20 protein-coding genes are annotated in these 20,569 nt (G+C 75.3%); 7 read left to right on the top strand and 13 right to left on the bottom strand.

The window, feature by feature from the left end:
• Positions 1–82: 82 nt before the first annotated feature.
• Positions 83–1,165 (bottom strand): PQQ-dependent sugar dehydrogenase, encoded by a 1,083-nt coding sequence (locus AC3WUG_RS05450; protein ID WP_492326731.1) that lies wholly within the window; start codon positions 1,163–1,165, stop codon positions 83–85.
• Between the two features lie 249 nt (positions 1,166–1,414).
• Between AC3WUG_RS05450 and AC3WUG_RS05445 the strand changes: the two genes are divergently transcribed.
• Complete coding sequence (locus AC3WUG_RS05445) at positions 1,415–2,275, top strand: DsbA family protein (RefSeq protein WP_492326730.1); 861 nt, start codon at positions 1,415–1,417, stop codon at positions 2,273–2,275.
• Positions 2,276–2,327: 52 nt separating this feature from the next.
• Here AC3WUG_RS05445 and AC3WUG_RS05440 read toward each other — a convergent pair whose 3' ends face one another.
• The 3 genes from AC3WUG_RS05440 to AC3WUG_RS05430 all read right to left on the bottom strand — a co-directional run bounded on the left by AC3WUG_RS05440 (position 2,328) and on the right by AC3WUG_RS05430 (position 4,590).
• Positions 2,328–3,413, bottom strand: coding sequence for a PDDEXK nuclease domain-containing protein (locus AC3WUG_RS05440; RefSeq protein ID WP_492326729.1), 1,086 nt, complete (start codon positions 3,411–3,413; stop codon positions 2,328–2,330).
• Between the two features lie 89 nt (positions 3,414–3,502).
• Positions 3,503–4,282, bottom strand: a complete 780-nt coding sequence (locus AC3WUG_RS05435; RefSeq protein WP_492326728.1) for a hypothetical protein — start codon at positions 4,280–4,282, stop codon at positions 3,503–3,505.
• Positions 4,283–4,359: 77 nt separating this feature from the next.
• Complete coding sequence (locus AC3WUG_RS05430; protein WP_492326727.1) at positions 4,360–4,590, bottom strand: DUF6480 family protein; 231 nt, start codon at positions 4,588–4,590, stop codon at positions 4,360–4,362.
• Positions 4,591–4,725: 135 nt separating this feature from the next.
• Here AC3WUG_RS05430 and AC3WUG_RS05425 point away from each other — a divergent pair, with 135 nt between their 5' ends.
• The gene (locus AC3WUG_RS05425) at positions 4,726–4,956 is read left to right on the top strand and encodes a hypothetical protein (protein WP_492326726.1); all 231 of its coding nucleotides are present in this window, start codon (positions 4,726–4,728) and stop codon (positions 4,954–4,956) included.
• Positions 4,957–4,969: 13 nt separating this feature from the next.
• Here AC3WUG_RS05425 and AC3WUG_RS05420 read toward each other — a convergent pair whose 3' ends face one another.
• The 8 genes from AC3WUG_RS05420 to AC3WUG_RS05385 all read right to left on the bottom strand — a co-directional run bounded on the left by AC3WUG_RS05420 (position 4,970) and on the right by AC3WUG_RS05385 (position 11,251).
• On the bottom strand, positions 4,970–5,431 hold the full coding sequence (locus AC3WUG_RS05420; protein WP_492326725.1) for a GAF domain-containing protein: 462 nt from the start codon (positions 5,429–5,431) through the stop codon (positions 4,970–4,972).
• 71 nt (positions 5,432–5,502) lie between these two features.
• Positions 5,503–6,252 carry a ZIP family metal transporter gene (locus AC3WUG_RS05415; protein ID WP_492326724.1) on the bottom strand — a complete coding sequence of 250 codons (750 nt, stop codon included), beginning with the start codon at positions 6,250–6,252 and terminating at the stop codon, positions 5,503–5,505.
• Between the two features lie 142 nt (positions 6,253–6,394).
• Positions 6,395–7,129 carry a GntR family transcriptional regulator gene (locus AC3WUG_RS05410; RefSeq protein ID WP_492326723.1) on the bottom strand — a complete coding sequence of 245 codons (735 nt, stop codon included), beginning with the start codon at positions 7,127–7,129 and terminating at the stop codon, positions 6,395–6,397.
• Between the two features lie 86 nt (positions 7,130–7,215).
• Positions 7,216–7,932 (bottom strand): sugar isomerase domain-containing protein, encoded by a 717-nt coding sequence (locus AC3WUG_RS05405; protein WP_492326722.1) that lies wholly within the window; start codon positions 7,930–7,932, stop codon positions 7,216–7,218.
• Positions 7,929–8,372 (bottom strand): PTS sugar transporter subunit IIA, encoded by a 444-nt coding sequence (locus tag AC3WUG_RS05400; RefSeq protein ID WP_492326721.1) that lies wholly within the window; start codon positions 8,370–8,372, stop codon positions 7,929–7,931. The genes AC3WUG_RS05405 and AC3WUG_RS05400 overlap by 4 nt, the downstream gene beginning before the upstream one ends.
• Positions 8,363–8,665, bottom strand: a complete 303-nt coding sequence (locus tag AC3WUG_RS05395) for a PTS sugar transporter subunit IIB (protein WP_492326720.1) — start codon at positions 8,663–8,665, stop codon at positions 8,363–8,365. The genes AC3WUG_RS05400 and AC3WUG_RS05395 overlap by 10 nt, the downstream gene beginning before the upstream one ends.
• Before the next feature lie 45 nt (positions 8,666–8,710).
• On the bottom strand, positions 8,711–10,153 hold the full coding sequence (gene ulaA / locus AC3WUG_RS05390; RefSeq protein WP_492326719.1) for a PTS ascorbate transporter subunit IIC: 1,443 nt from the start codon (positions 10,151–10,153) through the stop codon (positions 8,711–8,713).
• Positions 10,154–10,240: 87 nt separating this feature from the next.
• The gene (locus AC3WUG_RS05385; RefSeq protein WP_492326718.1) at positions 10,241–11,251 is read right to left on the bottom strand and encodes a LacI family DNA-binding transcriptional regulator; all 1,011 of its coding nucleotides are present in this window, start codon (positions 11,249–11,251) and stop codon (positions 10,241–10,243) included.
• Positions 11,252–11,447: 196 nt separating this feature from the next.
• Here AC3WUG_RS05385 and AC3WUG_RS05380 point away from each other — a divergent pair, with 196 nt between their 5' ends.
• From AC3WUG_RS05380 to AC3WUG_RS05360, 5 genes are all read left to right on the top strand, one after another.
• A complete protein-coding gene (locus AC3WUG_RS05380; RefSeq protein WP_492326717.1) occupies positions 11,448–12,713 on the top strand; it encodes a sugar ABC transporter substrate-binding protein in 1,266 nt (421 codons plus the stop codon).
• Between the two features lie 10 nt (positions 12,714–12,723).
• Positions 12,724–13,665 (top strand): carbohydrate ABC transporter permease, encoded by a 942-nt coding sequence (locus AC3WUG_RS05375; protein ID WP_492326716.1) that lies wholly within the window; start codon positions 12,724–12,726, stop codon positions 13,663–13,665.
• Positions 13,662–14,477 (top strand): carbohydrate ABC transporter permease, encoded by an 816-nt coding sequence (locus AC3WUG_RS05370; RefSeq protein WP_492326715.1) that lies wholly within the window; start codon positions 13,662–13,664, stop codon positions 14,475–14,477. The genes AC3WUG_RS05375 and AC3WUG_RS05370 overlap by 4 nt, the downstream gene beginning before the upstream one ends.
• Before the next feature lie 29 nt (positions 14,478–14,506).
• Positions 14,507–16,405: a glycoside hydrolase family 127 protein gene (locus AC3WUG_RS05365; protein ID WP_492326714.1), complete on the top strand. Its 1,899-nt coding sequence runs from the start codon at positions 14,507–14,509 to the stop codon at positions 16,403–16,405.
• Between the two features lie 205 nt (positions 16,406–16,610).
• Positions 16,611–17,882, top strand: coding sequence for a chloride channel protein (locus AC3WUG_RS05360; RefSeq protein WP_492326713.1), 1,272 nt, complete (start codon positions 16,611–16,613; stop codon positions 17,880–17,882).
• 96 nt (positions 17,883–17,978) lie between these two features.
• Here AC3WUG_RS05360 and AC3WUG_RS05355 read toward each other — a convergent pair whose 3' ends face one another.
• Positions 17,979–20,534, bottom strand: coding sequence for an MMPL family transporter (locus AC3WUG_RS05355; RefSeq protein WP_492326712.1), 2,556 nt, complete (start codon positions 20,532–20,534; stop codon positions 17,979–17,981).
• Between the last annotated feature and the right edge of the window lie 35 nt (positions 20,535–20,569).

Genomic DNA, 20,569 nt, shown 5'->3' with positions numbered 1-20,569 from the left:
TCACCGCCGGCGACGGCAGCGGGTCGAGGTCGGCACCCCCGGGTGCCGACCTCGACCCGTCCCTGCTGAGATCGCGCCGGGGCTACCGGAGCGGCACCCGCAGCACCCGGTCGTCCCCCGCGCGCGGGGTGCCGCGGCCGTCGGTGTTGCCGGTGACCACCCAGAGCGACCCGTCGGGCGCCGCGACCGCGTCCCGCAGCCGCCCGTAGGTGCCCGCGAACAGGTCGACGGCCGTGCCCGGCGCCGCGGTCGGCACCGCGCGCAGCACCGAGCCCTTGAGGTTCGCCACGTACAGGGTCCCGTCGAGGAAGGCGACGCCGCTGGGGCTCGCGGCGTCGGGGGTCCACTGCTGGACCGGGTCGACATATCCCTCGCGCCCGGCGATCCCCTCGACCACCGGCCAGCCGTAGTTGGCGCCCGGGGTGATCACGTTGAGCTCGTCCCAGGTGTCCTGGCCGAACTCGGTCGCGTACAGCGCGCCGTCGTCCGACCACGCCAGGCCCTGGACGTTGCGGTGCCCGAGGCTCCACACCGGGGAGCCCGGGAACGGGTTGTCCCCGGGGACGGCGCCGTCCGGGGTGACCCGGAGGATCTTGCCCGCGAGCGACCCGGGGTCCTGCGCCGCGTCCCGCCGGCCGGCGTCGCCGGTGCCGACGTAGAGCATCCCGTCGGGCCCGAACGCGATCCGGCCGCCGTCGTGGTTCGCCGCGGCGGGGATGCCGTCGAGCACCGGTTCGCGCGGCCCGAGCCCCAGCGCACCGGGGTCGCCCTCGACCGGGAACCGGTCGACGCGGTTGCCGTCGGCGGTGGTCGCGTAGGCGTAGAGGTACCCGTCGGCGACGGCCAGGCCCAGGAGGCCGCCCTCGCCGGACGGGGCCACGTCGGGCACGGTCCCGACGACGCGGGTCCCGCCGTCGCCGGTCGGCTCGAGCACCTCGGCGCGCTCCCGCGTGCTGATCAGGGGGGTGTCGCCGAGGAAGGCCACCGACCACGGGACGTCGAGCCCCGTGAGCACGTCCTCGGGCGCCGCGGTCGGGGTGGCGACCGCGCCCGGCGGCGCGGGGGTGGCCGGGTCGGTGGGCTCGGCGGCAGGCGGCGGGGTGCACGCCGCCGCGAGGACCACCGCGAGCAGGGCGGCGGCCGCGGCGAGCCGTGTGCGGGTCATCGGGCCTCCCGTCGTCGGGGCGGTGCGGTCGGCTGCGGGCGGTGCGGGGGCCTGCGGTCGCCGCCCCGGCCATCGTCCCCGCCGCGCCCGGGACGCGCGCGCGGACGGGCTGCACGGGAGACGTGGAGATCCCGGGCAGGGCCGCCGGCCCCGCGCGGGACCGGGACCTAGGGGACGGGGGAGGGCGGCCGACCCGTGCGACCCTGGTGCGGACACTTCGAGGGGGGCACACCCGAAGGAGTCAGCCTGATGACGACTCGCCCGACGACGACACGCGCCCGCTCGCGCCGCACCCCGTCCGGCCTCGCCCGGGGGCTGCGCGCGGCGCTCGTCGCCTGCCTCGTCGCCCTGCCGCTCGCCGCGTGCGGCGGCGCGGACGCACCCGGTGACGACGGCGACCAGGTCGGGTACGGCGGTGGAGCCGAGGGCGTGGTGGCCCCGGCGCTCGCGGACGTCACCGCACCCGCGGCGGCCGACGCGACCGGCGGCATCCCGATCAGTCAGGCCGGCGTCGGGGTGGCGGGCACCGGCGACGTCGTCGTCGACGTGTACGCCGACCCGTGGTGCCCCTGGTGCCAGCGGTTCGACGAGCAGTACTCGGACGCGCTCATGGACCTGGTCGACCAGGGCGGTGTCACCGTCGTGCACCGGCCGCTCGCGTTCCTGGACGCCCGGTTCGGCGGCACGTACTCGACCCGCGTCGTCAACGCGCTGGCCGTCGTCGCCGACGAGTCCCCCGAGCACTACGTCCAGGTGCTGCACGCGCTGATGGCCGCCCAGCCGCCGACCGACCGGCCCGCGGGCCTGCCCGACGAGGAGATCGCCCGGATCGCCGTCGAGGCCGGCGTGCCGGCGGGCGTCGCGGAGCGGTTCACCGCGGTGCGGCCGACCCCGTACGAGGTGACGACCGCGGGCGGCGGCACCGAGGAGCGGACGGCGACGTCCCGGGTGTTCGCGCCGTGGGTCGCCGCCGCGACGCACCAGGCCGCGCTCGACCTGGCGGAGGTCCGGGTGCCGACGATCCTGGTCGACGGCGTGCCGGTCGACGACTGGACGGAACCGGGCAGCCTCACGGACCTGGTCGCCGCGGCCGTCGCGGCGCGCGGGTGACGGCGGGTCCCGCACCCGGTCAGCACCCCGTGCTGCGGCCGTCAGCCGTGGGTCACTCGGTGGCGCTGCGCCTGGCGGACGCCGTCGTCGTGCGCGGCGGACCGTGCAGCTGCGCGTCGACGACGGCCTGCAGCTCGCCGGCCGACGGCAGCGCGGCCCGGGCGTCCGCCGGGAGGCCCTGGTAGTCGGCCACGGCGACCGGAGCGCTCGTGGAGGCCAGGGCGTACTTCACGGCCGACTCGTCGCGACCCGTGCACAGCAGGATCCCGACGGTGGGTCGGTGGATCTCGGGGCGGCGCACGAGGTCGTCGACGGCCGCGACGTAGGCACCGAGCTGCCCCAGGTGGGCAGGGGAGAAGTCCCCGACCTTGAGCTCGACCACGACGTAGCGCAGCTGCTCCACGTGGAACAGCAGCAGGTCGATGACGAACTCCCCGCCGTCGCCGATCCTGAGGTGGTACTGCCGGCCGATGAGCGCCATCCCGCGTCCGAGCTCCATCAGGGTCTCCTGCAGCCGGTCGATCAGCGCCTGCTCGACGTCGCGCTCCCGGCGGGTGGGCACCAGGCCGAGGTGCTCGAAGACGTACGGGTCCTTCACCAGCTCGCGCGCGAGGTCGGAGTCGACCGGGTCGAGGGTGTCGGCGAAGTTCGCCGGCGCGGCCCCGACGGCGGCGCGGGTGCCGACGGCGATGTGGTGCAGCAGCACGCTGCGCGACCAGCCCTCGTCGACGGCTCGAGCGGCGTACCAGTCGCGGTCGTCCCGGGTCTTCAGGCGGTCGAGCAGCACGGTGACGTGCCCCCACGGCAATCGTCCAACAGCTTGTTGGACGAACTCGGACTCGGTGGGCCACGCCTTGGCGGCTCTCCGCATGTAGAGGAGGTTCGCGCGCGACCAACCGCGCTGCTCGGGAAACTCCCGCTTGAGGTCGGCGGCGAGCCGCTCCACGACACGCGAGCCCCACCCGCGGACGTCCTGACGGTCCAGGATGTCGCGGCCGATCGACCAGTACAGCCGCATCACCTCGGTGTTGGCGGCCCGGGCCGCGCGGAGCTGCGTCTGGCGGACCCGGAGCTTGAGGTCGGCCAGGAGGTCCGCATACCCCGACGGCTCGACATCGGTCCCGGTGCTGTCGCTCACACACCCGATCCTGCACGTCGCGATCCGCCACCTAGGTCGCGGTGGGATGGCCGAGAGGGTGCCTCCGTCGCACCGGTCCGGTCCTGGCGTCAGGACGCCGGGCTCGCGAGGTGGCGGGTCGGCAGGCCGTCGAGCCGCCGGTACAGCCACGCGGTGGTCGCGAACCCGACCGGGTAGGCGAGGGCCAGCCCGACGAGGCACACCATCGACCCGGCCGACCCGAGCAGCGCGACGGCGAGCACCAGCAGGATCGTCGTCCCCAGGTGGCGGCTCGCGAGCCGGGCGCTCTCCCGGATCGCCGCGACCGGCCCGAACCCGCGGTCGAAGGACAGGTACACCGCGTACTGCCCGAGCAGGGCGATCACCAGGCCGGGCAGGTAGAGCAGCAGCAGACCGACCCCGGTCAGGAGCGCGAGCAGCAGCGCGGTGGCGACGGGGCGACCGAGCCCGCGCGGCGTCCAGAACTCGCGAGCGCCGAAGGGCCGGCCGTCCACCAGGGCGAGGCCGAACCGCGCCCCGAGCACCTGGACCAGCACCGTGACCGCCTGCAGCGCGACGACCGCGGTGAGCAGCCCGACGAGCGTCGCGGGCGTGACGGCCCAGCTCGTCCCGATCACCTCCGCGCCGGTCCGGGAGCCTGCGGCCTGCGCCTCGACCTGGGCGCGGAGGTCGTCGACCAGCACGGCCAGCACCGGGACGTAGACCGCCGCCACCCCCGCGATCAGCAGGACGACGGGTACCGCGAACAGGCCGATCGCCGCGCCGAGGCGCGCGCGGACGGCCTCCCAGCCGAACCGCAGGGCGTCGCCGACGCCGGGCTCGGGCGGCGGGCCCCACGGCGGGACGGGCGCGGTCGGATCGCTCGGCACCGGTGCTCCTCGGGGTCGTGTCCGCCCCGCGCGGGCGGCCCGCCCCGGACGCTACCGCGCCCCGGGAGCCCGCCCGGTCAGCCCAGCAGCCCCACCACGTACCCGACGAACAGCAGCAGCGCGAAGACCACCACCACCCCGACCAGCGCGTACACCAGCCAGTTCGTGCGGCGGCTCGGCAGGTCGGGCTCCTGGAACGCCGCGCCGGACGTGCTGGACTCGCCGGGCGGGGTGTCGCCGGGGGCGACGCCGCCGCCGGGCTCCAGGCCGGGCGTGTTCTCCGGGTCCGGGTCGGGGGTGCTCGTCATGCGGCCACGCTAGGCACGGGTGCCGCGACCGGCGACCGGGGAGCCCCGCCGCAGGTCGCGGGGCCGCCCTCGCGCGGCGCGAGGGGCGCGCCTAGCGTGGGTCGCACGCGGGCGTCGCGTGACGAGGGGGTCATCATGTCGAGCAGCGAGACCGGGGGCACCACCGGGACCCCGGACAAGGACTACAACCTCATCTGGTTCGCGGAGGCGTGCCTGAGCAACGTCCTGCGGCTGGAGCAGTATGCGGAGGACGCGGACCGGGCGGGGGACACGGAGCTCGCGGAGTTCTTCCGGCGGGCGCAGCACGAGAGCCGCAAGGGCGCCGAGCAGTCGAAGGCGATGCTCGCGCGCCGGCTGCAGGGCTGACGCCCGGCGGTCGTCAGGCGGTGAGGCCCCGGGTCCGGATCGCCTCCGCGACCTCCTGCACGAACCGGTCCATCCGGACCAGCACGTCGCGGTCCCACGGGTCGACGGCCTCGGAGTACAGGTTGAGCGCGATCGTGGTGTCGGCGTCGACCTGCGCCGGCAGGGCGGCGGCGGACCGGAAGCCGGCGTCGGCCGCGGCCGTGCGCCACGCGGGCCAGCGCGTCTCCGCCAGCACGTCCGGCACCAGCTCGCCGCGGAGCTGCTGGATCGCCAGCACGCACGGCCCCTCCGCCGTCTCGACCTCGGTGCGGTCGCAGCGGGCGGCGCGCTCGCTGCTGCTCGCGACCTGGTCGAGGAGCTGGTGGTCGCGGAGGATGATGCTGCACGCGGTCGGGACCCCGACGCGGACGGTGGCCTCCGCCGCGTAGGCGTCCAGGACCGCGGACAGCGGGTCGAGCTCGGCCGACGCGCTCATCGGGTGCCTCCTCCGGCATCTGGGGGAGACGCACTGTCTCACACCCCCGGGCCCAGGTGTGAACCGGCCGGTCAGGCCCGCTCGATGGCGAACGCGGTGAGGAACCCGAGCGCCGTGATCAGGCCGGTGAGCAGGTGCGCCCGCTCGAACGCCTCGGGGATCATCGTGTCCGCCAGCATGGCCAGGATCGCCCCGGCGGCGACCGCGGTGATCGCCGCGACCGTCCCCGCCGACGCGTCCCGCAGGAGCAGCGACCCGACGAGCGCGGCGAGGCCGCTCCCCACGGCGATGCCGGACCACACCCCGAACACGTACCCGGCGCCGCGGCCCGCGCGCTTCATCCCGGCGGCGCTCGACAGCCCCTCCGGCACGTTCGAGATGAACACCGCGGCCAGCACCCCGACCCCGACGCCCTGCCCGCCGAGCACCGTCAGCCCGAGCACCACCGACTCCGGGACGCCGTCGAGCAGCGCCCCGATCGCGATCGCCGCGCCGCTGCCGGCGGTGTCCTGCTCCGACGGCTGCTGGTCGCCGGACCGCTTGCGGTGCCGGGCGCCGCGCCGGGCGAGCGCGAGGTTCGCGGCGACGTACGCCACCGCCCCGCCGAGGAACCCGCCGACCGTGGGCAGCAGGCCGCCGGCGCGCTCCGCCTCGTCCACCAGCTCGAACGCCAGCGCCGAGATCAGCACGCCGGCGCCGAACGCCATGATGCTGGCGACTACCCGCTGAGGGACGCGGACGAACCACGCGACCAGGGCGCCCAGCACCAGCGCGGCGCCGCCCACCAGGCCACAGACGCCGGCCTCGAGCCAGACGGGCACGGTCAGGCCTCCCGGGCCGGGCGCGCGGCGGGACGGGGCTCGGCGGGACGGGGCACGGCGGCCTCCGGTGGTCGGCGGCGCCCCGGGCGACCGCAGGGCGCCGCCACGCTAGGCCCGCGCCGGGCGGACGGCGACCGGAGCGCTACAGCGCGCTGCTCAGCTCGTACCGGTCGCCGCGGTACGCGGACACCGTGTACTCCAGCAGCCGCCCCCGCCACGTCGAGGTCCGCACGAGGTGCAGCACCGGCGACCCCTCGGGGAGGTCGAGGTGCACGGCGTCCCCGGGGTCGACCAGGCGCGCGGTGATGATCTGCCGGCCGCCGTCGAACACGATGCTGTACCGCTCCGCGAGCACGGAGTAGAGCGAGCGGTCGGTGAGGTCGACGTCGGCGAGACCGGGGACGACGTCGGCGTTGAGGTGCACCCGCTCCAGGGCGACGGGCTGGTCGTCGGCGGTGCGCAGCCGGACGATCTTCAGCACGGGGTGGCCGCGCGGCACGTCCAGCACGCTGCTCAGCCAGTCGTCCGCCGGCAGCAGGCCGCCGCCGAGCGTGCGCGCCCCGGAGGAGTAGCCGCGCTGCTGCATGTCGTGCGTGAACGACGTGAGCTGGATGGGCAGCCGGATCGTCGGCTCGTTCACGAAGGACCCGCGGCCCGGGACCCGGCGGATGCGGCCCTCGTCGACGAGCTCGGACAGCGCGCGCCGGGCGGTCATCCGGGAGACGTCGAGCCCGTCGGCGAGCTCGCGCTCGGAGGGGACGGGGTCGCCCGGCGCGAGGTCGCGGTCGATGTGGTCGACCAGCACCGACTTCAGCCACGCGTACTTCGCCACCGACGGCGGCGGCGCGCCGACGACCTCGCGGGTCAGAGGGGTCACGGCTGTCCTTCCGGTGCGGCCGGCGGCTGCTCCCGCCGGCGTCGCCCATTGTGCAGGTCGGGGGCGCGCCCGCGGGCGGCTCGCGCTCAGATCGACGGCACGAGGGCGCGGAACCGCTCCTGCAGCCGGGCGTTGTGGTCCGCGGGGGCGCCCGTGTTCGCGCTGCGCCACGTCGGCAGGTCGGGCTCGGCGTCGAGGGCCGCGACCAGCACGAGGTTCCAGCACAGGGCGTTGGCCAGCGAGGACAGGGGCGCGGTGCGCGGGTCGTCCGGCGGCCAGGCCGCGTCCCCGGGCGGCGCGCCGGTGTCCAGCACGACGTCGGCGAGGTCGGCGAGGCGGCGCCCCGCGCGCAGCGGCGCCGCGGCGGACGCGGCGACCGAGGTCACGGCGACGACCCGGGCCCCGGCGGTGCGGGCGGCCTGCGCGATCTCGACCGGGTACGGGTTGATGCCGGAGCTGGAGAACACCACCAGCCCGTCGCCGGCCCGGATGCCGGCCTCGGCCGCGACCCGCGCGCCCAGCCCGGGCCGGCGCTCGGCGTCGGTGGACGCGGCGGCGCCGTTGAGCGGCAGGACGTCCGGGTGCCACAGCGGGTTGACGAACGGCAGCCCGCCCGCGCGGAAGAACGTCTCCAGCACCCCGGCGAGCGAGTGCCCCGCCCCCGCGGTGTGCAGCACGCGCCCGGCGCGGGCGACCTCGACGACCACGCCGGCGGCGGCGCGGACCGCCTCGGCGTTCTCGGCGGCGACCCGGCGCAGATGCGCGTCGACCAGGGCCCCGTAGCCGGCGACGGCGTCGCTCACCGGGCCACCGCCCCGGCGAGGAGGTCCGCCAGCCCGTCCGCCGTGGCGGACCGGAGGTCGGCGGCGAGCCCCGCGCCCAGCGCCGTCGCGAGCGCGCGCAGCACGTCGAGGTGCGCCTCGGCGTCGGCGGTCGCGAACGCCAGCACCAGGTCGACGGGGTCGTTGGCGGGGTGCCCGAACACGACGGGCTCGCCCAGCCGGACCAGGGAGACGCCGGTGCCGGTGGCGCCCTCCTCGGGCCGGGCGTGGGCGAGCGCGAGCCCGGGCGCGAGCACGATGTACGGCCCGCGCTCCCGCACCGACGCCACGCAGGCCTCGGTGTACCCGGGCCCCGCGACGCCGAGGTCGACCAGCAGGTCGCCCGCGAGCCGGACCGCGGCGGACCAGTCGTGCGCGGACGCCACGTGCCGGGCGCGGGTCGGCGCGGCGGTCACAGCCACCCCGCCTCCTCCAGCGCGGGCCGCAGCCGCCGCTCCAGGGCCTGGTCGTCGACGAAGTCGTCCACCACGACGTTGACGGTGGCGACGCCCGCGAGGTCGTCCATGTGCATGCCCTGGCCGACCAGGACGTCGGGGGACTGGCTCTTGGCGGTGGACAGGTCCGTGTTGTCGACCCGCGCCTCGACGCCGAGGCGCTGCAGCACGGTCTCGCAGGTCATCCGCAGGATGAGGCTGGTGCCCATGCCGAGACCGCAGACGGCGAGCACGGTCAGGGGGACGGGGCGGTCGGGCATCGGGTGCTCCTCGGGTCGGGGGTGGCGGGGTCGTCGGGTCACCCGTCAGGGGCGGACCAGGTCGTCGTCGGCGGGGGCGGCGGGCGCCGCCGCGGCGGCGAGCCGCTCGGCGCGGGCTGCGCGCCGGCCCAGGACGGCGAGCACGACGACGGAGGCGGCGAGCACGGCGCCGGCGACGACCCAGACCCCGGCCGCGCCCAGCGGCTCCAGCACGCCGCCCACGGCGACCAGCACCGCGGACACGACGTACCAGTCCGGGTCGGCGAGGGTCGCGAGCTCGGGCGCCGTGCCGGAGAACACGCCCCAGAACACCCACTGCCCGACGGCGAGGACGACCCCGTTCAGCACGCCGCCGAACACGGCGCCCCGCCAGCCGGCGACCGCGTTGCCGAACACGCCGCCGGCGCCGCCGCCGAAGAACAGCATGATCATCGGCGGTACCAGCACGAACCAGCCGGCGGCGGCGAAGACCCCGAGCAGGACCAGGAACGTGGCGGTCGAGGCGAGGAAGCCCACCATGACCGCGGTGGTCGCCTTCGGGAAGATCACCGGGATGTCGAGCGCGGGGCGTGAGCCCGGCAGCAGCTTGTCCGAGATGCCCTTGAAGGACGGCACGATCTCGGCCAGGAACATCCGGACGCCGAACAGCAGGATCGCGATGCCGCCCGCGAACCGCAGCGCCTGCATGACGCCCCAGGCGAAGGGGGCGAGGTCGTCGCCCGCGACGGCGGCGACCGTCTCCGGGTCGGCGAACGCCAGCGCGACGAGCATGATGACGCCGACGACGAGGGCCGTGGCGACGTTCATGTCCTTGAGGAACGCGACGCCGCGGGGCATCCGGAGCTTCTCGGTGTCGTGCTTCACCGGGTCGCCCAGCCGGAGCGCCTTCGCGCCGTACCCGGTCGCGAGCGCGAGGGTCGAGGTGGTGTGGGCGAGGCCGAACTGGTCGTGGCCCATCACCCGGCGCATGAGCGGGGCGATCCACAGCGGCTGCAGCGTGAAGTAGCAGGCGAGCACGACGGAGCCGGCGCCGACGAGCGTCCAGCGGTCGAGGTCGCCGAACGCCTCGACGAAGCAGGCGGCGACGACGATGCTCATCCAGAGCATGAGGTGGCCGGTCAGGTAGACGTACCGGGCGGACCGGAACAGCCGCACGAGCACCAGGTGCAGCACGAAGCCGCCCGCGATGATGAGCGGCGCCGCGGCGCCGGGGCCGGCGAGGAAGTCGTCGAGCGTGGTCGTCGCCGCGGGGGGTTCGACCCCGACGGCGCTGGACACCACCGCCTGGAAGCTGGCGAGCCCGCCGACGAAGACGTCGATCCCGATCGTCATGATGACCACGCCGATGGCCGCCCGGAGCGTGCCGCCGATGACGTCCTCGGCCGGCTTGCGCTGGAGCAGCAGCCCGACGAGGGCGATCAGGCCGATGAGGATCGGGACCTGGCTGAGCAGGTTGTCGGCGACGCCCTGGAGGATGTCCTGGACCATGGCACGCGTCCCTTCGCGGGGTGGACCGGTATAGACCGGACCATACCGGGATGCGCGCGCGGTGGACAAGACCCGGCTCGCCCCGGATCAGCCGCCCGTCGACTCCCGCACGATCACCCGCGGCGTGACGGTCTCCACCCCGCCGGGGTCCCGGCCCTCGAGCCGCGCGAACAGCCGCTCCGCCGCCCGCCGCCCCATGAGCTGGAAGTTCATGTCGATGCTCGTCAGCGCGGGACGGCACCCCGCGATCATCGGCTCCCAGTTGTCGAAGCCGATGACGGCGACGTCGTCGGGCACCCGCACCCCGCGGTCGTGCAGCGCGTCGAGGACGCCGCGGGCGATCTGGTCGCTGCCGCACACGATGGCGTCGACGTCCTGCTCCAGGAGGGCCGCCACGCAGGAGCGGCCCCACGCCTCGGACCACGAGCCGTACCGCACCGGCCCGACCCGCTCGAGCCCGTGCTCGGCCAGGGCGGCGTCGGCGCCGGCGGCGCGGTCGGTGGCGGCGGCGTAGGTGATGTCGCCGGAGACGTGGGCGATGCGGCGGCGGCCGGTGGCGAGGAGGTGCTCGACGGCGATCCGGCCGGCGGTGACGTTGTCGGGGACGACCGACGCGTCGGCGGGATCGGTCGAGGGGGCGTACGTGTAGACGACGGGGACGGGAAGGTCCCGGCCCAGCGGGGCGCGGGCGTCGGTCTGCGAGCCGACGACGATCAGGCCGTCCACCCGGCGGCCGAGCAGGGTCGACAGGTGGTGCTGCTCGCGGATGGCGTCGCCGCGGGAGTCGCAGAGCAGCACGCTCGACCGGCCGGCGCCGAACGCGTCCTCCGCGCCCATGAGGATCGGCAGCGAGAACCGGCCCTCGAGGTCGTGGGTCAGCAGGCCGACGGTGCCGGTGTGCCCGTCGAGCATGGCCCGGGCGAGCGCGTTCGGCGTGAACGACAGCCGCTCCGCGACGTCGAGGACCCGGCGGCGGGTGTCCGGGCTGACCTCGGCCTTGCCGTTGATCGCCTTGGACGCCGTGGCGACCGAGACGCCGGCGAGCTGCGCGACGTCGCGCAGCGTGACCTGGCGACGGCCGGGTGCGTCGGTGCTCATGGATCCCCCTGTCCTGGTGCTGGGAGGCAGCGTACGCCGAAACCGTGACGCACCGGCACCCCGTTGACGCCGCCAGAACCGCAGTGCTAGCGTCCCGAAAAGCGTTTCGGCGACTTTCGTCCGGGACGACGCACCAGCGATGGCCGTGGCACCGATGCCCGGCCACCGACCGCACTCGACGAGGAGACCGGTCCGCATGAACGCACGACGCACCCCGCTCATCGCCCTGGCCGCCGTGGGCGCGCTCGGGCTCGCCGCCTGCTCCGGCGGCACCAGCGCCGGGGGCGGGGGTGGCTCCACCTCCGGTGGCGAGGGCGGCGGCGACGGCGTCGTCACCGTCTGGCACTACTTCTCCGACCCCAACCAGGTCGCGCTCATGGACGCGTACAAGGAGAAGTTCGAGTCCGAGAGCGACGCGACGGTCGAGAACGTCTACGTCCCCTACGACCAGATGAACTCGAAGCTCGTCTCCGCCGCGGGCGCCGGCACCGGCCCGGACGTCGTGGTGTTCAACGGCGCCGAGGCCGCGACCCTCGCGCTCGGCGGCGTGCTCGCGCCGCTCGACGAGCAGTGGGCCGACTTCGCCGACGCCGCCCAGTTCCCCGACTCCGTGCTGCACAGCGTCGACGACCAGCTGTACGCGGTCCAGGGCTACGTGAACCTGCTGGGCCTCTGGTACAACCAGGACATCCTCGACGAGATCGGGGTCGAGCCGCCCACCACGATGGACGAGCTCGAGGCCGCGATGGCGGCCGCGAAGGACGCCGGCTACGGCGGGATCACGCTGTCGGGTCTGCCGCAGTCGCAGGGCGAGTGGCAGGCGTACCCGTGGATCAGCGACGCCGGGTTCGACTACGAGAACCTCGACGCCGACGCGCTGGCGTCCGGGTTCGAGCGGGTGCGCGGCTGGGTCGACAACGGCTGGCTGACCCAGGAGGCGGTGACCTGGGACCAGACGGTGCCGTTCCAGCAGTTCGCGGCGGGGAAGACGGCGTTCGCCCAGAACGGCAACTGGCAGATCGGCACCGCCGAGTCCGACGCCGACTTCGCCTACGGCGTCGTCCCGCTGCCGCTGGGCGACGCGGGCCAGGTGTACCTCGGCGGCGAGGGGGAGGGCATCGGCGCGCACGCCGACGACCCGGAGCTGGCCTGGGAGTACCTGCAGAGCACGTACCTCGACGCGAAGGGCCAGGAGCTCGCCCCCGACCTCGTCGGCTCGATCCCGTCCCGCGCCGACACCGCCCAGGCCGACGTGGTGACGAGCAACGACCTGCTCGACCCGTTCGCCCGCACCATCGCGGACTTCGGCGCCAGCTACCCGGCCGCGTCGATCCCGCCGGCCGCCGTCGCCGACGTGCAGCTCACCGTCGGCCAGGCCTGGTCCGCGGTCATCGGCGGGCAGCAGGCCCCGCAGGCCGCGGCCGACCAGGCGGTCGCCGCGCTGACGAGCCAGATCGGCTGACGAGACCACCATGTCCGCACCCGTCACCACCGCGCCCGCGCGGCAGGCGAGGGCCGGCACCGCCCCGACGACCCGGCGTCGTCGGGGCGGCAGCCGGATCGTGTTCCTGCTGCCCGCGGCCGTGTTCCTCGGCCTGTTCAGCCTGTACCCGCTCGTCCAGCTCGCCCGGATGGCGGTCAGCCAGGTCACCGCCGCCACCCTGAACGCCGACTGGGTGGTCACCGGCCTCGACAACGTGCGCCGCGGCTTCGAGACCGGGCAGACCGGCCCCGCGATCAGCCGCACGCTGGTGTTCGTCGTCGTGGTGACCGTGCTCGGCATGCTCGTCGGGTTCGGCGCGGCGGTCGCCCTGCGCACCACGGGCCGGTGGTCGGCCTGGCTGCTCGCGCTCATGGTGTTCGTCTGGGCGCTACCGCCGGTGGTGAACGGGTCGGTCTGGAAGTTCCTGCTCAACGACGCCGGGCTGATCAACACCGTGCTCACGAGCACCGGCCTGCGCGACACCCCCGTGCCGTTCCTCTACGACCAGCACTGGGCGTTGTTCTCGGTGGCGTTCGTCAACGCGTTCGCGGTCATCCCGTTCAACACGCTCGTGTTCCGGGCCGCGCTCATGACGATCGACCCCGAGGTGTTCGAGGCCGCGCAGCTCGACGGTGCCAGCAAGTGGCAGCAGATCCGGCACATCATGGTGCCGTCGGTCCGCCCGACCACGCTGGTGCTGCTGATCCTCACCCTGGTCTACGGGTTCCGGTCGTTCGACTTCATCTACGTGATGACGTACGGCGGCCCGGGCACCGCGACCAACACCCTGCCGTTCCTGGGCTACCTGCAGGCCTTCGTCCGCTACGACTACGGGCTCGGCGCGGCGACCTCCGCGCTCGCCGTGGTCGGCGTGCTGGTCCTGGCCGTGGTGTACGCCCGGAGCATCAAGCGCGAGGAGGCGGACGGATGAGCGTCAAGGCCGGTCCGCTGGCGGTCGCCGCCAAGACCCTGCTGACCCTGATGTACGGGGTGCCGATCCTGTGGATCCTGCTCACCTCGGTGAAGTCGTCGGACGACGTCTTCGACCCGGGCCGCACGTTCCTGTTCCGCCCGGTCACCACGGCGTACGTCGAGGCGCTGAGCGGCGACCTGGCCCGGGCCCTGCTGCAGTCCGTGATCATCGCGACCAGCACCACCGCGCTGGTCCTGGTGATCGCGATCCCCGCCGCGTACGGCCTGGCCCGCACCCGCGGGTGGCTGCCCACGGTGGCGCTCGGCCTGCTGATCGTGCTGCAGATGATGCCGCAGACGGCCACCGTCATCCCGCTGTTCCAGGCGTTCTCCGGCTGGCGGCTGCTCGACACCACGATGGCGGTGGTGCTCGCCGACGCCGCGCTGCTGACCCCGTTCGCCACCCTGCTGCTGCGGCCGTTCTTCCGGGCGGTGCCGCCGCAGATCGAGGAGGCGTCGTCGATCGACGGCGCGGGCATGCTCCGGACGTTCTGGTCGGTCGTGCTGCCCGTCGCCCGCAACGGCGTCGCCACCGTCGGCACGCTGACCTTCCTGCTGGCGTGGGGCGAGTTCCTGTACGCCGTGAACTTCTACCTGACCCCCGGGCAGTACCCGCTGTCCGCGCTGCTCGCGCAGCAGGTGAGCGCCTTCGGCATCAACTGGCCGGGGCTCATGGCGCTGGCCGTGCTCACCTCGATCCCGATCCTCGTCGTGTTCAGCAGCACCTACCGGCTGCTGCGCGACGGCCTGACCGTCGGCGCGGTGAAGTGACCGCCGCCCGCCCGCGCCCTGGAGGCGACATGTCCGACACGTCCACGACCACCGTCGACCGCACGGCGCAGCACGGCCGCCCGCTCGTCCCCTCCGCCGCCCGATGGCGCCCGCTCGGCATCGACGAGGTCCGCCTCGACGGCGGGTTCTGGGGGGAGCTGCAGGAGCGCAACGCGACCGCGATGATCGCCCACGCCGAGCGCTGGGTGGAGCAGATGGGCTGGGCCGGGAACTTCGACCTCGCCGCAGCCGGCACGCTCCCCGCGGGCCGCCGCGGCCGCGAGTTCTCCGACTCGGAGATCTACAAGCTGCTCGAGGCGATGTCCTGGGAGGTCGGCCGCACGGGCGACGCCGACCTCGACCGCCGGCTCCGGGCGCTCGCGTCCCGGGTCGCCGCCGCGCAGGAGCCGGACGGGTACATCTCGACGATGTTCGGCCGCCCGGGCCAGGGGGCGCGGTGGTCCGACCCCGAGTGGGGCCACGAGCTGTACTGCATCGGCCACCTGATCCAGGCGGGCGTGGCCCGGGCGCGGACGCACGGCGACGACGAGCTGGTGCAGGTCGCGGTCCGCGCAGCCGACCACGTGTGCGACGTCTTCGGGCCGGAGGGCCGGCAGGGCGTCGACGGGCACCCGGAGATCGAGCCCGCGCTGGTGGAGCTCTACCGGCTCACCGGCGAGCGGCGGTACCTGGACCAGGCGCGGCTGTTCGTCGAGCGGCGCGGCCACGGCGTGCTCGACGACATCGAGCTCGGCCGGTCCTACTTCCAGGACGACGAGCCGGTGCGGGAGTCGACGACGCTGCGCGGGCACGCGGTGCGGGCGCTGTACCTCGCGGCCGGTGCCGCGGACCTCGCGGTCGAGGACGGTGACGACGAGCTGCTCGGCGCCGTCACGCGGCAGGTGCGCTCCGCGCTCGCCCGCCGCACCTACCTGACCGGCGGCATGGGCGCGCACCACGAGGGCGAGTCGTTCGGCCTCGACTTCGAGCTCCCGCCGGACCGCGCCTACGCGGAGACCTGCGCCGGCATCGGGTCGGTCATGGCCAACCACCGGCTGCTGCTGCAGTCGGGCGACGCCCGGCACGCGGACGCCGTCGAGCGGACGCTGTTCAACGTGCTCGCCGCCTCGCCGTCGGCGGAGGGGACCGCGTTCTTCTACACGAACCCCCTCCAGCAGCGGGTGCCGGGCGACGTCCCGGACCCGGAGGTGGCGAGCCCGCGGGCGTCGTCCAGCCTGCGGGCGCCGTGGTTCCACGTGTCCTGCTGCCCGACGAACGTGACCCGGACCGTCGCGTCGCTCGCGGCCTACGTCGCCAGCACCGACGACGCCGGCGTGCAGCTGCACCAGTACGCCGCGGGCACCGTCGCGACGACGGTCGGCGGCGAGCCGGTGCGGCTGCGGGTCGAGACGGGCTACCCGCACGACGGGCGCGTGGTCGTGGTCGTCGAGGAGGCCCCGGCGGCGTGGACGCTCACGCTGCGCGTCCCGGCGTGGGCGGACGGCGCCACCGTGGACGGCCGTCCGGCCGAGCCGGGGTACGTGACCGTCGACGGACCCGCCGCCGGCGGCCGCGTCGAGCTGGACCTCCCGGTCGCGCCGCGGTTCACCGTCGCCGACCCGCGGGTCGACGCCGTCCGGGGCCAGGTCGCCGTCGAGGCGGGACCGCTGGTCTACGCGCTCGAGTCCGTCGACCTCGGCGCGGACGTCGGGCTGGCCCGCGTCGACACCGGGATCCCGCCCGAGGTCCACGACGGCGCGGTGACCGTGCACGCCCGCACGGTCGACGTCCCCGAGGGCGACTGGCCGTACGCCGACCGCCCCGCGCAGGCCGGTGCGGACGAGCCGCGCGCGGTGCCGCTGGTGCCGTACCACGCGTGGGGGAACCGCGGGCCGTCGACGATGCGCGTCTGGCTGCCGGTCGGGTGACCCGCCCGGGCCCCCGCGGCCCGGGCGCCGCCCTCGCGCGGCCTACGGTTTCCGGCGCGCCCCACGCCGATCGGCGGTGGCGACGCCGGAAACCGTAGGCCGCGTCGCCGCGCGCCGCCGCACGCCGCCGCGCGGGCGCCGCTCGCGTGGGCTCATCCCGCGCGGGTGGCGCCGCGCCGCGAGGCACCTCGCTACCGTCGGGCGCGTGTCCGCCACAGGCTCGACCGACGTCGCGGCCGTCCCGACGCGGGACCTCGCCCGGCTGACGCTGCTGGGCGCGCTGGTCGGGCTGCCGGCCGGCGTGGTCGCGTTCGCGTTCGTCGGCGCGGTGCACGTGCTCCAGGACCTGCTGTGGACCGAGCTGCCCGAGGCGCTCGGCACGGACGGGCCGCCCTGGTACCTGGTTCTCGGGCTGCCGGTCGTCGCGGCGGTGCTGGTCGCGGCCGCGCGCCGGCTGCCGGGCGACGGCGGGCACGACCCGGTCGAGGGGCTGAGCATGGCGGCGCTGCCGCCGGTCTCCGTGGCCGGCGTGGCGCTCGCCGCGCTGGCCGGGCTCGGCTTCGGGATCGTCCTGGGCCCCGAGGCGCCGCTGATGACGCTCGGCGGCATCGTGGGCGTGTGGATGACGTCGTGGACGGGCGTCACCGGCCGCGCGCGGGGGCTCCTCGGGGTCTCCGGCGCCTCGGGCGCGATCTCGACGCTGTTCGGCGGGCCGCTGGTCGCCGGGGTCATGCTGCTCGAGGCGGGGGCCGGGGCCCTCGCGGCGGCGGCGCTGCTCCCGCCGCTGGCCGCCGCGGCGGTGGCGTACGTGCTGGTCACGGGGTTCGGCGACTGGGCGGGCGTGCCCGTGACGGGGCTGGCCGTGCCCGACCTGCCGGAGTACGACCGCGTCCGGCCCGGGTCGCTGCTGCTGGCGCTGGTGGTCGGCGTCGTCGCGGCCGTCGTCATCACCGGGGTCCGGCGGCTGGCGCGGGCGCTCCGGTCGACCGCCCCGCGGATGGGCCGGCTGCCGCTGCTGCTCGCGTCGGGGCTGGCCGTGGGGGCGCTCGCCCTGGCGGCCGGGGCGCTCGGGGCCGACCCGCGGGACGTGCTGTTCTCCGGGCAGTCGTCGATCCCGGCGCTCGTGGCGGAGGAGTCGGTCGGCGTCGTGCTGGTGCTCGTGGTGGCGAAGGGGCTCGCCTACGGGATCAGCATGGGCGGCGGGTTCCGCGGCGGGCCGATCTTCCCCGCGATCTTCCTGGGGGTCGGGCTGGCCTCGGTCGCCGTGGCGGCGCTGGACGTGTCGCCGACGCTCGCGGTGGCCGTCGGGGCGGCCGCGGGGATGGCGGCGACCAGCCGGCTGCTGCTGTCGGCGGTGATGTTCGCGGCGCTGCTCGTCGGCCGCGCCGGCCTGGACACGGCCCCGGCCGCGGTGGTGGCCGCGGCGGCGGCCCTGCTGACGGTCCGCCTGCTGGACCCGCCGCCCCGCCCGGCCTGACCCGGCCCCGGGCGGAGACGAGTGGAGCGCCCTGCCGCGACACGCCGGGCGTGTCGGGCAGGACGCTCCACTCGAGGGTCGCGCTGGGCCGAGGGATCAGGCGCGGTGCGCCGGCTCGCCCTCCGAGGGCACGCCCTCGTCGGGGTCGGCCGAGGTGCGGTGCATCGGGTGCGGGTGGCTGCGCTCGAGCGAGGCGCCCTCCACGTCGACGTCCGGCAGGATCCGGTCGAGCCACCTCGGGATCCACCAGGCCCACTTCCCGGCCAGGTGCATGACGGCCGGGATCAGCAGCATGCGGACCACGAACGCGTCGAGCAGCACGCCGAACGCCAGGCCGAAGCCGAGCGGCCGGATGATCGACGACTCCGCGAAGATGAAGCCGGCGAACACCGACGCCATGATGATCGCCGCCGCGGTGACGACGACCCGGCCGGCGTGCAGGCCGCGCCGGACCGCCACCCGCGGGTCGACGCCGTGGGCGTAGGCCTCGCGCATGCCGGACACCAGGAACAGCTGGTAGTCCATCGCCAGGCCGAACAGCACGCCGGTGACGATGATCGGCAGGAAGCTGAGCACCGGGCTGGGGTCGTGCACCCCGAAGACCCCGCCGAGCCAGCCCCACTGGTAGATCGCCACGACGCCGCCGAACCCGGCGAACAGCGACATGACGAACCCGAGCGTCGCGGTGACCGGCACGAAGATCGACCGGAACACGATGATGAGGATGATCAGCGACAGGCCGACGACGATCGCCAGGTAGCCCGGCAGCACGTCGGACAGCTTCTCGGAGACGTCGATGTTGGCGCTCGCGGTGCCGGCGACGCCGAGCTCCACGTCGCCCTCGATCGGCGACGAGTCGCGCAGCGCGTGCACGAGGGCCTCGGTCGACTCGCTGTTCGGGCCCTCGGTCGGGACGACCTGGAACGCGAGCACCGTGCCCGCCTCGTTCGAACCGATCGGGGCGACCGCCACGACGTCGTCGTGCGCCGCGAGCTCGGTCCCGATGCGGACCTGCTCCGCCGTCAGGTCCTCCTCGGACACCGCGTCCGGCAGGTTCGCCACGACCAGCAGCGGGCCGTTCACGCCGGCGCCGAACTTGTCCGCCGTGATCTGGTACGCCCGGTACTGGGTCGACTCGGGGGACTCCGACGAGCCGTCCGGCAGACCGAGCCGCATCGACAGCGCCGGGATCGCGATGATCAGCAGCGCCGCGACGCCGGCGACCAGCGTGAGCACCGCGCGGGAGGTCTTCATGGGTGTGGTCGGGACGGCCTCGGGCTCCTCGTGGCCGACCGTCGTGCGCTTCTTCTTCGGCAGCACCTTGAGGCCGATGCGGGACAGCAGCGCCGGGGTCAGCGTGATCGCGATGAGGATGGCGACCAGGATGCAGATGGCGCCGACGGTGCCCATCAGGCCCAGGAACGGGATGCCGGTGACGTTGAGCGCCAGCAGCGCGACCAGGACGGTGGTGCCGGCGAACACGACCGCGTTGCCCGCGGTGCCGTTGGCCAGGCCGATCGACTCCTCGAGCCCGACCCCGTCGCGCAGCTGGCGGCGGTGCCGGTTGAGGATGAACAGCGAGTAGTCGATGCCGACCGCGAGGCCGAGCATGATGCCGAGCACCGGGGTGACGGACAGCATCTCGACGGCGCCGGACAGCGCCAGCGACGCGACCGCGCCGATGCCGACGCCGACCAGGGCCGACAGGATCGGCAGCCCGGCGGCGACCAGCGAGCCCAGCATGACCAGCAGCACGATGCCGGCGACCACCACGCCGATGACCTCGCCCGGGCCGAGCACGCTCGGGATCTCCTGGGTCAGGTCGGACGACAGCTCGACGTCCACGCCCTGCAGGTCCGCGGACTCGAGGGCGTCGACGACGGCCTCCTTGGTCTCCGGGGCGATCTCGAACTGCGCGTCCTCGAACGCGATGGTGCCGACCGCGGCGGTGCCGTCCTCGGAGACGAGGCGGATGCCGGAGGACAGCTCCAGCAGGTCGGCGCCGGCCTCGAGCTGGGCGCTCTGCGCCTCCAGCTCGGCGAGGCCGTCGGTCAGCTGCTGCGCCTGCGCGTCGAGCTGTGCCTGCTGCGCGTCGATCTCGGCCTGGCCGGCGTCGAGCTGGGGCTGCACCGCGGCGAGGGCCCCCGCGGCCTCGGCCTGCGCGCGCTGGGCGTCCAGCTGGGCCTGCGCGGCGTCGATCTGCTGCTGGCCGGCGTCGACCTGGGCCTGGCCGGCCTCGAGCTGGGCCTGGCCCTGCGCGATCTGGTCGCGGCCGGAGGTGACCTGGGCCTGCTGCTCCTCGAGCTGGGCGGTGGTCTGGAACGGGTCGGTGGCGCCGGTCACGCCGTCGACGTCCGCCAGGCCGGCCAGCGCGTCGGTGATCGCGGTCTGCTGGGCGTCGGTGAACGGGGCGTCGTCGGCGGTGTGGAAGACGACGGTGCCGCTGCCGCCGCTCGCGGCGGGGAACTCGTCGGCCAGCTGCTCGGTCACGCGCTCGGTGGCGGTGCCGGGGATGGTGACGGCGGAGGTGAGCTGGCCGCCGAACGCGAAGTACGCGCCCACGGCCAGGGCGAGCACGACGACCCAGGCCGTCACGACGGCCCAGGCGCGGCGGGCCGAGAAGCGCCCGATGCGGTAGAGGAGTCCTGCCATGGTCCCTGTTCTCTCGGTGGTGGTGGGAGTGCGGG

The organism is Cellulomonas sp. EB106-03-03-XG116, assembly GCF_058792015.1.
The sequence above is the reverse complement of the archived record's forward strand: the minus strand, read 5'-3'. Positions and strand labels throughout refer to the sequence as shown.